This window comes from Streptomyces sp. NBC_00390 (genome assembly GCF_036057275.1).
Taxonomy (GTDB): Bacteria; Actinomycetota; Actinomycetes; order Streptomycetales; family Streptomycetaceae; genus Streptomyces.
In genome coordinates, this window is the sequence record NZ_CP107945.1 from 2,368,274 (window position 1) to 2,380,968 (window position 12,695).

Here is a 12,695-nt window from a genome sequence, read left to right on the forward strand (position 1 = left end):
ACAGATCATACCCCGAACTCATGTGTTCTCCGAACCATCCATTCCTCTGGACCGCCCGTGGCCCTGCTGCCACCATGCGCCCATGCGGATACGCCCCTTGTGGATCGCCGCCGTGGCCGTGCTGTTGCCTCTGGCCGGCTGCGGCTCTGACACCGGCGCCGGAAAGAAGAAGCCAAAAAAGCCCCCGGCGACGCAGAACACACCGAAGGAGACGCCCCGCCCGGGGGATCAGACCGTCGCCATGACCTGGCAGGGCAAGACACGCTTCTACACCGTGCACGCACCGCCCGGTTACACCGCGGCAAAACGCGTGCCACTGGTCATCGCCATGCACCCGTACCCGGCCGACGGCGCGTATGCCGCGCGGCTGACCGGCTTCAACGCGAAGGCGGACAAGGAAGGTTTCCTCGTCGCCTATCCCGACGGCCTGGACAAGGCGTACAACGCCCTGGTGTGCTGCGGTGCCGAGGACGATGTCGGCTTCATCGGCGCGATGACCGAGCGTCTTGTCGGTATCTGGAAGGCCGACCCCCGGCGGATCTACGCGACCGGCATCTCGAACGGTGGCGACATGTCCTTCAAGCTTGCGGTCGAGCTGCCGGACACCTTTGCCGCGATCGCACCGGTCAGCAGCGGCTACATCGGCCAGGACGCGGCGAAGCCGACGTACATGCCGAAGACTCCGGTCTCTGTCGCCACCTTCATCGGCGGAGCCGACCAGCACTACGACGAGTTCGAACTGGGCATCACGTCCTGGTCCAAACGGCTGAGTTGCACGGCAGGCAGGCCGGAGAAGGTGCAGGGCAAGAACGTCACCCGGACATCGGCGCAGTGCCGCGACGCCTCCGACTTCACTACCTACCGCCTCCCCGACATGGGCCACAGCTGGCCGGGCAGCACGGACGCGACGATGGGCGCGTCGGAAGCCGGCATCGACGCCACGGACCTGATCTGGGAGTTCTTCGCCGCCCATCCGAAGATCTCGCCCTGAACGCAAAAATGCCTCAACCCCCGGACAGGGTCCGGGGGTTGAGGCTAAAGATTGTTCGGCGGCGTCCTACTCTCCCACAGGGTCCCCCCTGCAGTACCATCGGCGCTGAAAGGCTTAGCTTCCGGGTTCGGAATGTAACCGGGCGTTTCCCTGACGCTATGACCACCGAAACTCTATGAAGATGTCGAACTCCAGCCGACCGACACCCGCAAAACGGGGGTCTGGCGAGTTCGTTACTTCAGAACTGACACAGTGGACGCGAGCAACTGAGGACAAGCCCTCGGCCTATTAGTACCGGTCAACTCCACCCATTACTGGGCTTCCATATCCGGCCTATCAACCCAGTCGTCTACTGGGAGCCTTACCCTCTCAAGGAGGTGGGAGTCCTCATCTCGAAGCAGGCTTCCCGCTTAGATGCTTTCAGCGGTTATCCTTTCCGAACGTAGCCAACCAGCCATGCCCTTGGCAGGACAACTGGCACACCAGAGGTTCGTCCGTCCCGGTCCTCTCGTACTAGGGACAGCCCTTCTCAAGACTCCTACGCGCACAGCGGATAGGGACCGAACTGTCTCACGACGTTCTAAACCCAGCTCGCGTACCGCTTTAATGGGCGAACAGCCCAACCCTTGGGACCGACTCCAGCCCCAGGATGCGACGAGCCGACATCGAGGTGCCAAACCATCCCGTCGATATGGACTCTTGGGGAAGATCAGCCTGTTATCCCCGGGGTACCTTTTATCCGTTGAGCGACGGCGCTTCCACAAGCCACCGCCGGATCACTAGTCCCGACTTTCGTCCCTGCTCGACCCGTCGGTCTCACAGTCAAGCTCCCTTGTGCACTTACACTCAACACCTGATTGCCAACCAGGCTGAGGGAACCTTTGGGCGCCTCCGTTACCCTTTGGGAGGCAACCGCCCCAGTTAAACTACCCATCAGACACTGTCCCTGATCCGGATCACGGACCCAGGTTAGACATCCAGCACGACCAGAGTGGTATTTCAACGGCGACTCCACCTGAACTGGCGTCCAGGCTTCAAAGTCTCCCACCTATCCTACACAAGCCGAACCGAACACCAATATCAAACTGTAGTAAAGGTCCCGGGGTCTTTCCGTCCTGCTGCGCGAAACGAGCATCTTTACTCGTAGTGCAATTTCACCGGGCCTATGGTTGAGACAGTCGAGAAGTCGTTACGCCATTCGTGCAGGTCGGAACTTACCCGACAAGGAATTTCGCTACCTTAGGATGGTTATAGTTACCACCGCCGTTTACTGGCGCTTAAGTTCTCAGCTTCGCCCTGTCGAAACAGAGCTAACCGGTCCCCTTAACGTTCCAGCACCGGGCAGGCGTCAGTCCGTATACATCGCCTTACGGCTTCGCACGGACCTGTGTTTTTAGTAAACAGTCGCTTCTCGCTGGTCTCTGCGGCCACCCCCAGCTCAGAGTGCAAGACTCATCACCGGTGATGGCCCCCCTTCTCCCGAAGTTACGGGGGCATTTTGCCGAGTTCCTTAACCATAGTTCACCCGAACGCCTCGGTATTCTCTACCTGACCACCTGAGTCGGTTTAGGGTACGGGCCGCCATGAAACTCGCTAGAGGCTTTTCTCGACAGCATAGGATCATCCACTTCACCACAATCGGCTCGGCATCAGGTCTCACCCTGCATGAGAGACGGATTTGCCTATCTCTCGGGCTACACCCTTACCCCGGGACAACCACCGCCCGGGCTGGACTACCTTCCTGCGTCACCCCATCGCTTACCTACTACAGATCTGGGCCGGCGGCTCCACCACTCCCCCTCACTCCGAAGAGATCAGGGGCGGCTTCACGGCCTTAGCATCGTCTGATTCGATATTGGGCGTTTCAAAGCGGGTACCGGAATATCAACCGGTTGTCCATCGACTACGCCTGTCGGCCTCGCCTTAGGTCCCGACTTACCCTGGGCAGATCAGCTTGACCCAGGAACCCTTAGTCAATCGGCGCACACGTTTCTCACGTGTGTATCGCTACTCATGCCTGCATTCTCACTCGTGAACCGTCCACAACTCGCTTCCGCGGCTGCTTCACCCGGCACACGACGCTCCCCTACCCATCACAGTCCCCGTTGGGGGTACATACTGCAATGACACGACTTCGGCGGTACGCTTGAGCCCCGCTACATTGTCGGCGCGGAATCACTTGACCAGTGAGCTATTACGCACTCTTTCAAGGGTGGCTGCTTCTAAGCCAACCTCCTGGTTGTCTCTGCGACTCCACATCCTTTCCCACTTAGCGTACGCTTAGGGGCCTTAGTCGATGCTCTGGGCTGTTTCCCTCTCGACCATGGAGCTTATCCCCCACAGTCTCACTGCCGCGCTCTCACTTACCGGCATTCGGAGTTTGGCTAAGGTCAGTAACCCGGTAGGGCCCATCGCCTATCCAGTGCTCTACCTCCGGCAAGAAACACACGACGCTGCACCTAAATGCATTTCGGGGAGAACCAGCTATCACGGAGTTTGATTGGCCTTTCACCCCTAACCACAGGTCATCCCCCAGGTTTTCAACCCTGGTGGGTTCGGTCCTCCACGAAGTCTTACCTCCGCTTCAACCTGCCCATGGCTAGATCACTCCGCTTCGGGTCTTGAGCGCGCTACTGAATCGCCCTGTTCGGACTCGCTTTCGCTACGGCTTCCCCACACGGGTTAACCTCGCAACACACCGCAAACTCGCAGGCTCATTCTTCAAAAGGCACGCAGTCACGACATGCAAGCAAGCTTGCATGCGACGCTCCCACGGCTTGTAGGCACACGGTTTCAGGTACTATTTCACTCCGCTCCCGCGGTACTTTTCACCATTCCCTCACGGTACTATCCGCTATCGGTCACCAGGGAATATTTAGGCTTAGCGGGTGGTCCCGCCAGATTCACACGGGATTTCTCGGGCCCCGTGCTACTTGGGTGTCTCTCAAACGAGCCGCATGAATTTCAGCTACGGGGGTCTTACCCTCTACGCCGGACCTTTCGCATGTCCTTCGCCTATCCATACGGTTTCTGACTCGTCTCACGGCCGGCAGACCGTAAAAGAGAGATCCCACAACCCCCACGACGCAACCCCTGCCGGGTCTCACACGTCGTAGGTTTGGCCTCATCCGGTTTCGCTCGCCACTACTCCCGGAATCACGGTTGTTTTCTCTTCCTGAGGGTACTGAGATGTTTCACTTCCCCTCGTTCCCTCCACACTGCCTATGTGTTCAGCAGCGGGTGACAGCCCATGACGACTGCCGGGTTTCCCCATTCGGAAACCCCCGGATCAAAGCCTGGTTGACGGCTCCCCGGGGACTATCGTGGCCTCCCACGTCCTTCATCGGTTCCTGGTGCCAAGGCATCCACCGTGCGCCCTTAAAAACTTGGCCACAGATGCTCGCGTCCACTGTGCAGTTCTCAAGCAACGACCAGCCACCCGCCACCCCGCCCACAAAGGACGAGTTCACCGGGGCCGGCATCGCGAAGGGCGAGCAACGCTCGCACCCTCAGACACCCAACAGCGCGCCAGGCGCCCTCGCCGCTCCCCTGCCGTTCCACGCTCCGAAGAGCAGTACTAGGAAGAAAAGACGGTCAAGTGCGCCGAATAATCAACGTTCCACCCATGAGCAACCAGCATCGGACGTTCGCCGATGTCCTGGCCTCTGACCGACCCGAGGGCCGGTAAGAAGTGCTCCTTAGAAAGGAGGTGATCCAGCCGCACCTTCCGGTACGGCTACCTTGTTACGACTTCGTCCCAATCGCCAGTCCCACCTTCGACAGCTCCCTCCCACAAGGGGTTGGGCCACCGGCTTCGGGTGTTACCGACTTTCGTGACGTGACGGGCGGTGTGTACAAGGCCCGGGAACGTATTCACCGCAGCAATGCTGATCTGCGATTACTAGCAACTCCGACTTCATGGGGTCGAGTTGCAGACCCCAATCCGAACTGAGACCGGCTTTTTGAGATTCGCTCCGCCTCGCGGCATCGCAGCTCATTGTACCGGCCATTGTAGCACGTGTGCAGCCCAAGACATAAGGGGCATGATGACTTGACGTCGTCCCCACCTTCCTCCGAGTTGACCCCGGCGGTCTCCTGTGAGTCCCCATCACCCCGAAGGGCATGCTGGCAACACAGAACAAGGGTTGCGCTCGTTGCGGGACTTAACCCAACATCTCACGACACGAGCTGACGACAGCCATGCACCACCTGTATACCGACCACAAGGGGGGCACTATCTCTAATGCTTTCCGGTATATGTCAAGCCTTGGTAAGGTTCTTCGCGTTGCGTCGAATTAAGCCACATGCTCCGCTGCTTGTGCGGGCCCCCGTCAATTCCTTTGAGTTTTAGCCTTGCGGCCGTACTCCCCAGGCGGGGAACTTAATGCGTTAGCTGCGGCACCGACGACGTGGAATGTCGCCAACACCTAGTTCCCAACGTTTACGGCGTGGACTACCAGGGTATCTAATCCTGTTCGCTCCCCACGCTTTCGCTCCTCAGCGTCAGTAATGGCCCAGAGATCCGCCTTCGCCACCGGTGTTCCTCCTGATATCTGCGCATTTCACCGCTACACCAGGAATTCCGATCTCCCCTACCACACTCTAGCCTGCCCGTATCGAATGCAGACCCGGGGTTAAGCCCCGGGCTTTCACATCCGACGTGACAAGCCGCCTACGAGCTCTTTACGCCCAATAATTCCGGACAACGCTTGCGCCCTACGTATTACCGCGGCTGCTGGCACGTAGTTAGCCGGCGCTTCTTCTGCAGGTACCGTCACTTTCGCTTCTTCCCTGCTGAAAGAGGTTTACAACCCGAAGGCCGTCATCCCTCACGCGGCGTCGCTGCATCAGGCTTTCGCCCATTGTGCAATATTCCCCACTGCTGCCTCCCGTAGGAGTCTGGGCCGTGTCTCAGTCCCAGTGTGGCCGGTCGCCCTCTCAGGCCGGCTACCCGTCGTCGCCTTGGTGGGCCATCACCCCACCAACAAGCTGATAGGCCGCGGGCTCATCCTTCACCGCCGGAGCTTTCAACCGCAGACCATGCGGCCCGCAGTGTTATCCGGTATTAGACCCCGTTTCCAGGGCTTGTCCCAGAGTGAAGGGCAGATTGCCCACGTGTTACTCACCCGTTCGCCACTAATCCACCCCGAAGGGCTTCATCGTTCGACTTGCATGTGTTAAGCACGCCGCCAGCGTTCGTCCTGAGCCAGGATCAAACTCTCCATGAATGTTTACCCGTAATCGGGTCGACACCACGAGAGCGGTGCGACAGGGAGGAATAGTCCCCGTCGCACACAGCGTCCTCGCTGTGTTTCTACAAAGGAACCCTGCCATCCGAAGATGGACGGGGTATCAACATATCTGGCGTTGATTTTTGGCACGCTGTTGAGTTCTCAAGGAACGGACGCTTCCTTTGTACTCACCCTCTCGGGCTTTCCTCCGGGCGCTTCCCTTCGGTCTTGCGTTTCCAACCTTACCAGATTCTTTTTCCGTTCCGTTTCCGGTTCGGATTTCGTTTCCGGTGGCCGTTGGGGGCCTTTTGCCTTTCGGCTGGACCGACTTTATCAGAGATTCTGAGTCGGAATTCCCACCCGGTTCGGAGACCGTGAATCGAGCACACAGGTGCCCGCGTTCCGTTCGGGTGGAGACGTAAACGTACTGGAGCGGAGCGCCCCGATGCAAATCGAGGGCTCCGCTCCAGGACGACCTTCGTCGTGAGCGTCAGACCTCGACGACGACGGGGAGGATCATCGGGCGTCGCCGGTAGGTGTCGGAGACCCACTTGCCGACCGATCGGCGGATCAGCTGCTGCAGCTGGTGGGGCTCGGACACGCCGTCAGCAGCGGACTTGTGGATGGCTTCCTCGATCTTCGGAATCACCACGTCGAACGCGGAGTCCTCGATGCCGGAGCCCCGTGCGTGGATGTTCGCCCCGCCGACGATCTTGCCGGTCGCGGAATCGACCACCACGAACACCGAGATGATGCCCTCGTCGCCGAGGATGCGGCGGTCCTTGAGGGAGGCCTCGGTGACATCGCCGACCGAGAGGCCGTCGACGTACACATAGCCGGCCTGGACCTTGCCCACGATCCTGGCCTTGCCGTCGACGAGGTCGACGACCACTCCGTCCTCGGCGATGACGATGTGGTCCTTGGGAACACCGGTCAGCGCGCCGAGCTCGGCGTTGGCGCGCAGATGGCGCCACTCGCCGTGGACCGGCATCAGGTTCTTCGGCTTGCAGATGTTGTAGAAGTACAGCAGCTCGCCGGCCGACGCATGGCCCGAGACATGGACCTTGGCGTTGCCCTTGTGGATGACGTTCGCGCCCCAGCGGGTCAGGCCGTTGATCACGCGGTAGACCGCGTTCTCGTTGCCCGGGATCAGGGACGACGCCAGGATCACCGTGTCGCCCTGGACGATTCGGATCTGGTGGTCGCGGTTGGCCATCCGGGACAGAGCCGCCATGGGCTCGCCCTGCGAGCCCGTGCAGACGAGCACGACCTCATGATCGGGAAGGTCGTCCAGCGTCTTGACGTCCACGACCAGGCCGGCCGGGACCTTCAGATAGCCGAGGTCGCGCGCGATGCCCATGTTCCGGACCATCGAGCGGCCGACGAAGGCCACACGGCGGCCGTACTCGTGCGCGGCGTCGAGGATCTGCTGGATGCGGTGGACGTGGCTCGCGAAGCTGGCCACGATGATGCGCTTCTGGGCGTTAGCGAAGACGGTCCGCAGGACGTTGGAGATGTCCTTCTCGGGCGGAACGAAGCCCGGGACCTCGGCGTTCGTCGAGTCGGACAGGAGGAGGTCGATGCCCTCCTCGCTGAGCCGCGCGAACGCGTGCAGGTCGGTGAGGCGCCCGTCCATCGGGAGCTGGTCCATCTTGAAGTCGCCCGTGTGGACGACCATGCCCGCGGGGGTGCGGATGGCGACGGCCAGGGCGTCGGGGATGGAGTGGTTGACGGCGATGAACTCGCATTCGAAGGCGCCGATGCGCTCGCGCTGCCCCTCGCTCACCTCGAGGGTGTACGGGCGGATGCGGTGCTCCTGGAGCTTGGCCTCGATCAGCGCGAGGGTCAGCTTGGAGCCGATGAGCGGGATGTCGGGCTTCAGCCGGAGCAGGAAGGGGACGCCGCCGATGTGGTCCTCGTGGCCGTGCGTGAGCACGATGCCCTCGACGTCGTCGAGGCGGTCCCGGATGGTGGTGAAGTCAGGCAGGATCAGGTCGATTCCTGGCTGCTCCTCCTCCGGGAAGAGGACGCCGCAGTCGACGATGAGCAGTCGGCCGTCGTATTCGAAGACCGTCATGTTGCGGCCGATTTCCCCGAGGCCGCCGAGCGGGGTGACGCGCAGGCCGCCCTTGGGCAGTTTGGGAGGCGCGCCGAGTTCGGGATGCGGATGACTCAAAAGACTCTCCTCACCACGTACGCCACGTGCCGCTCAGGCACGTGGCGTACATGACATTCGTGCACTTGCTGTTGTCTGTGGCCGACCACGCCGGTCGGCATTCCTCGGATATTCAGTTATGAAGTCTGTTCAGAGCTGTACCCCGCCGGCCGCCAGGTCGATCTTGAGCTGGGCGGTTTCCTCCGGGGAGAGCTCCACCAGAGGCAGGCGCAACGGACCGGCGGGCAGGCCCTGGAGGGCCAGCGCGGCCTTGGTGGTGATGACCCCCTGGGTGCGGAACATCCCGGTGAAGACGGGGAGCAGCTTCTGGTGGATCTCGGTCGCCTTCTGGACGTCACCGTTGAGGTGGGCGTCGAGAAGGGCTCGCAGCTCCGGGGTGACGACATGGCCGACGACCGAGACGAAGCCGACCGCGCCGACGGAGAGCAGCGGGAGGTTGAGCATGTCGTCGCCGGAGTACCAGGCGAGGCCGCTGCGGGCGATGGCCCAGCTGGCGCGGCCCAGGTCGCCCTTGGCGTCCTTGTTGGCGACGATCCGCGGGTGGTCGGCGAGGCGGACGATCGTCTCGGTGTCGATCGGGACGCCGCTGCGGCCGGGGATGTCGTACAGCATCACCGGGAGCCCGGTGGAGTCCGCGATGGCCGAGAAGTGACGGAGCAGGCCCTCCTGCGGGGGCTTGTTGTAGTACGGCGTCACGGCGAGCAGGCCGTGTGCGCCGGCGCGTTCCGCGGCGCGTGCGAGCTCGATGCTGTGACGGGTGTCGTTCGTGCCGATGCCGGCGACGACATGGGCCCGGTCTCCGACCGCTTCGAGTACGGCCCGTACGAGCTGGTCTTTCTCCACGTCGCTGGTGGTGGGCGACTCACCGGTGGTGCCGTTGATGATCAGGCCGTCGTTGCCTGCGTCGACCAGATGCGCGGCCAGTCGCTGGGCGCCCGCGAGGTCGAGTCCGCCGTCCGCCGTGAAAGGCGTGACCATGGCGGTGAGGACCCTCCCGAAGGGGGTCTGCGGAGTGGAGATCGGAGCCATGGGTAACACGCTACTCGCTGCTCAGTCCGCGGTGTCCCCTCGGGGGACGTGACGTACAACGTGGTATGTGGAGCCCGGCACTGCCTGCTCGGGGGTTCAAGCAGTGCCGGGTCCGTTTGATCAGCCTAGATGAACTTCTCGAAACGCCGCAATACGGACACTTCTCGGGGCTGATCGGACATCTGTGCCCTACGGGGCGACGCGACCGTTGGCGTTGAAGGCGGCGTAGGTGAGCGGCATGAGCTTTGCCCACTGCTGCTCCATCCTCTCGCCGACCATCTCGATCTCGCGCTGCGGGAAGGAAGGGACCCTGGCATCCTCGTGCTGCGTCCTCAGGCCGAGGAAGTGCATCAGCGAGCGGGCGTTGCAGGTGGCGTACATGGAGGAGTAGAGGCCGACCGGGAGGACCGAGCGGGCCACCTCGCGGGCCACACCCGCGTCGAGCATCTCCTGGTACGCCTCGTACGCCTGACGGTACGAGTCCTGCATGACGCGGCCGGTGAGCTCCTGCTGCGCCTGGGTGCCCTCCACGAAGACGTACTTCCCGGGGCGGCCCTCCTGGACGAGCTTGCGCTCGGCGTCCGGGATGTAGAAGACGGGCTCCAGCCGGCGGTAGCGGCCGGACTCCTCGTTGTACGACCAGCCGGCACGGTGCCGCATGAACTCGCGGAAGACGAAGATCGGGGCGCTGATGAAGAAGGTCATCGAGTTGTGCTCGAATGGGCTGCCGTGGCGGTCGCGCATCAGGTAATTGATGAGGCCCTTGGAGCGCTCCGGGTCCTTCGAGAGCTCTTCGAGCGACTGCTCACCTGCCGTGGACACACGGGCGGCCCACAGTACGTCGGAGTCTCCCGCAGTGTGCTTCACCAGCTCGACGGTGACATCGCTGCGGAAGCTCGGCTTGATCTCGGTGGGGGTGTCGAGCACCAGGGGTCCTTCCAAGTGAACGCTGCGGCGGCGCCCACTCTAACGACGTACCCGTTCCAGGCGTCGCTGCCCCCCTCTGAGTAAATCTGTGGAATTCCGGCACCAAGCGGCGGTTCTGCTCGTCTGTACCAGTAGCAACGTCCCGTCACAGAATGGCAAGGAGAATCCCTGATGTTCCTCCCCCAGCAGCCGCTGGGCCGCGCCCCCGGGCGCGAGACCGTTCCGTTCGCATTCGTCGCCGAGGCCGACCGCTTCCGCAGCAACGTCACTCCCCCGCCCCGTGAACGGCCGACCCTGTCCGCTCTCGCGGGCCGTACGCTGATCGGGCTGACCGTCGTAGCGGGGCTGGTCGGCTCTCTTCTGTTCGGGCTCCCCGCTCTGGAGACCGGCAAGGCGACCGGGCAGGTGCAGCAGTCCGAGGCGTCGGATGGCCGCTGAGCCGTCCGGGCCCTGGGGTGGTCGCACCACATCCCCCTCGGTAGCCTCACCGGTCACAGCCCAATCGAGTGTGCTGGTGAGTGAGGATCAGTCGTGACCCTGCCTTTTCTGACGGCCGACCGTGCTTTCGGCGCTGCCGACGGTTCCGACGACGTCGCACTGCCCTTCGACGACCACGACCAGTGGCGGCGGCCCTACCGTCCCGGCCCGTGGCGGGTCGGAACGGCGGCGCTGCTACTGCTGCTCGCCTCGTTCGTGCTGCTCGCCGCGATGATCATCGCTTTCGCCGGTGCTCTGCCGGGCGCGGCGGTGTGTCTGCTGATCGGTGTCATGGTGATCGCCACCGCGCTCCGGCTGCTCCGCATGGGTACCTGGGTCAGCCGGAACGGAGTGCGCAGGGTGGCGTTCTTCTCCACCACCACGCTGTCGTGGGACCGCGCTTCGGCGCTGCGTACGGTGCAGCAGCCGGTGCGCTGGCTGGGGCTGCCGCGGACCGTGCAGGGACAGGCACTCGTCGTCGTACATCCGAACGACGAGCCGCTCCTGCTGCTCACCGACCACAACGCCGACTTCCTGTCCCGGCCCGAGGCCTTCGATCGTGCCACCGACACCGTGGAGGCCTGGGGCGACGAGTATCGGCGCGGCTAGGCCTCTCGTCCGGACAGGCCGGATCAGCTCGGCAGCGGCCTGCCGTCGTGCAGGGCGATCGCGCGCTGCATCGCCCTGCGCGCGCGTGGGGTGTCACGCGCATCGTGGTAGGCGACGGCCAGCCGGAACCAGCAGCGCCAGTCGTCCGGTGAATCCTCGGTCTCGGCACGGCGCTTGGCGAACACCTCGTCCGCCGAGTCCCGGTCGATACGCCCGCCGGGCGTACGGGCCAGCTCGTCCACCGGCAGCCCGCCCTCGGCGTCCAGTTCGGCGGCGAGGGCGTTGGCCTTCTTGACGAACTCGGTGTTCTTCCACAGGAACCAGACGCCGATCACCGGCAGGATCAGCACAGCGGCACCGAAGGTGACGGTCAGCGCGGTGCCTTGCTGGAGCAGCATCACACCACGGCTGCCGACCAGGACGAAGTAGACGACCAGGACGGCCGCCGTGACGAAGTACGAGATCTTTGCGCGCATGGTCGAGGTCCTGCTCAGCCCAGGTCGAGGAAGTTTTCCAGGCCGAACGTGAGGCCGGGAGTGGACACCACACGGCGCACGCCGAGCAGGATGCCGGGCATGAAGCTGCTGTGGTGCAGAGAGTCGTGCCTGATGGTCAGGGTCTCGCCCTCGCCGCCGAGCAGGACCTCCTGATGGGCCAGGAGGCCGCGCAGCCGCACCGCGTGCACGGGGACGCCGTCGACGTCGGCGCCGCGTGCGCCGTCCAGGGCGGAGACGGTGGCGTCGGGCTGCGGCGCGCAGCCGGCCTCCGCACGGGCAGCGGCGATGAGCTGGGCGGTGCGGGTCGCGGTGCCGCTCGGGGCATCGGCCTTGTTCGGGTGGTGCAGTTCGACGACCTCGACGGACTCGAAGTAGCGCGCAGCCTGCTGGGCGAACTTCATGGTGAGAACGGCGCCGATGGAGAAGTTGGGTGCGATGAGCACCCCAGTCCCGGGCGAGGCGGTGAGCGAGGCACGGAGCTGCGCGAGGCGTTCGTCGGTCCAGCCCGTGGTGCCGACGACCGCGTGCATCCCGTGGCGTACGCAGAAGTCGAGGTTGCCCATCACCGACGCCGGGACGGTCAGCTCGACGACGACCTGGGCGCCGGACTCCACGAGGGTCTCCAGCTTGTCGTCCCGGCCGAGGGCAGCGACCAGTTCCATGTCGTCGGCGGCCTCGACGGCCCGTACGGCCTCGGAGCCGATTCGGCCCTGGGCACCCAGAACGGCCACGCGCAGCTTGCTCATTGCTCTTCCTTA

At 63.3% G+C, this 12,695-nt stretch carries 8 protein-coding genes and 3 rRNA genes; 3 read left to right on the forward strand and 8 right to left on the reverse strand.

What is annotated here, in order from left to right; all coding sequences use genetic code 11:
* Positions 1 to 82: 82 nt before the first annotated feature.
* On the forward strand, positions 83 to 991 hold the full coding sequence (locus OHS70_RS09680) for an alpha/beta hydrolase family esterase (RefSeq protein WP_328395731.1): 909 nt from the start codon (positions 83 to 85) through the stop codon (positions 989 to 991).
* Positions 992 to 1,044: 53 nt separating this feature from the next.
* Here OHS70_RS09680 and rrf read toward each other — a convergent pair.
* The 6 genes from rrf to thyX all read right to left on the reverse strand — a co-directional run bounded on the left by rrf (position 1,045) and on the right by thyX (position 10,354).
* Positions 1,045 to 1,161, reverse strand: a 5S ribosomal RNA gene (rrf, locus tag OHS70_RS09685).
* Positions 1,162 to 1,259: 98 nt separating this feature from the next.
* Positions 1,260 to 4,383: ribosomal RNA gene (locus tag OHS70_RS09690) — 23S ribosomal RNA — on the reverse strand.
* A 310-nt stretch (positions 4,384 to 4,693) separates the two neighbouring features.
* Positions 4,694 to 6,219, reverse strand: a 16S ribosomal RNA gene (locus OHS70_RS09695).
* The 16S, 23S and 5S rRNA genes sit together here, the layout of an rRNA operon.
* A gap of 493 nt (positions 6,220 to 6,712) precedes the next feature.
* Positions 6,713 to 8,398, reverse strand: coding sequence for a ribonuclease J (locus OHS70_RS09700; protein ID WP_328395733.1), 1,686 nt, complete (start codon positions 8,396 to 8,398; stop codon positions 6,713 to 6,715).
* 129 nt (positions 8,399 to 8,527) lie between these two features.
* Positions 8,528 to 9,427 carry a 4-hydroxy-tetrahydrodipicolinate synthase gene (gene dapA, locus OHS70_RS09705; RefSeq protein ID WP_328395735.1) on the reverse strand — a complete coding sequence of 300 codons (900 nt, stop codon included), beginning with the start codon at positions 9,425 to 9,427 and terminating at the stop codon, positions 8,528 to 8,530.
* 189 nt (positions 9,428 to 9,616) lie between these two features.
* Complete coding sequence (gene thyX / locus OHS70_RS09710; RefSeq protein WP_328395737.1) at positions 9,617 to 10,354, reverse strand: FAD-dependent thymidylate synthase; 738 nt, start codon at positions 10,352 to 10,354, stop codon at positions 9,617 to 9,619.
* Positions 10,355 to 10,525: 171 nt separating this feature from the next.
* Between thyX and OHS70_RS09715 the strand changes: the two genes are divergently transcribed.
* Complete coding sequence (locus OHS70_RS09715; protein ID WP_328395739.1) at positions 10,526 to 10,792, forward strand: hypothetical protein; 267 nt, start codon at positions 10,526 to 10,528, stop codon at positions 10,790 to 10,792.
* A gap of 93 nt (positions 10,793 to 10,885) precedes the next feature.
* Positions 10,886 to 11,440, forward strand: a complete 555-nt coding sequence (locus OHS70_RS09720; protein WP_328395741.1) for a hypothetical protein — start codon at positions 10,886 to 10,888, stop codon at positions 11,438 to 11,440.
* Between the two features lie 23 nt (positions 11,441 to 11,463).
* Here the strand turns inward: OHS70_RS09720 and OHS70_RS09725 are convergent, their stop codons facing one another.
* Together OHS70_RS09725 and dapB are read right to left on the reverse strand one after the other, a co-directional pair.
* On the reverse strand, positions 11,464 to 11,916 hold the full coding sequence (locus tag OHS70_RS09725; protein ID WP_328395743.1) for a hypothetical protein: 453 nt from the start codon (positions 11,914 to 11,916) through the stop codon (positions 11,464 to 11,466).
* 14 nt (positions 11,917 to 11,930) lie between these two features.
* Positions 11,931 to 12,683: a 4-hydroxy-tetrahydrodipicolinate reductase gene (gene dapB / locus OHS70_RS09730; protein ID WP_328395745.1), complete on the reverse strand. Its 753-nt coding sequence runs from the start codon at positions 12,681 to 12,683 to the stop codon at positions 11,931 to 11,933.
* Positions 12,684 to 12,695 lie beyond the last annotated feature (12 nt).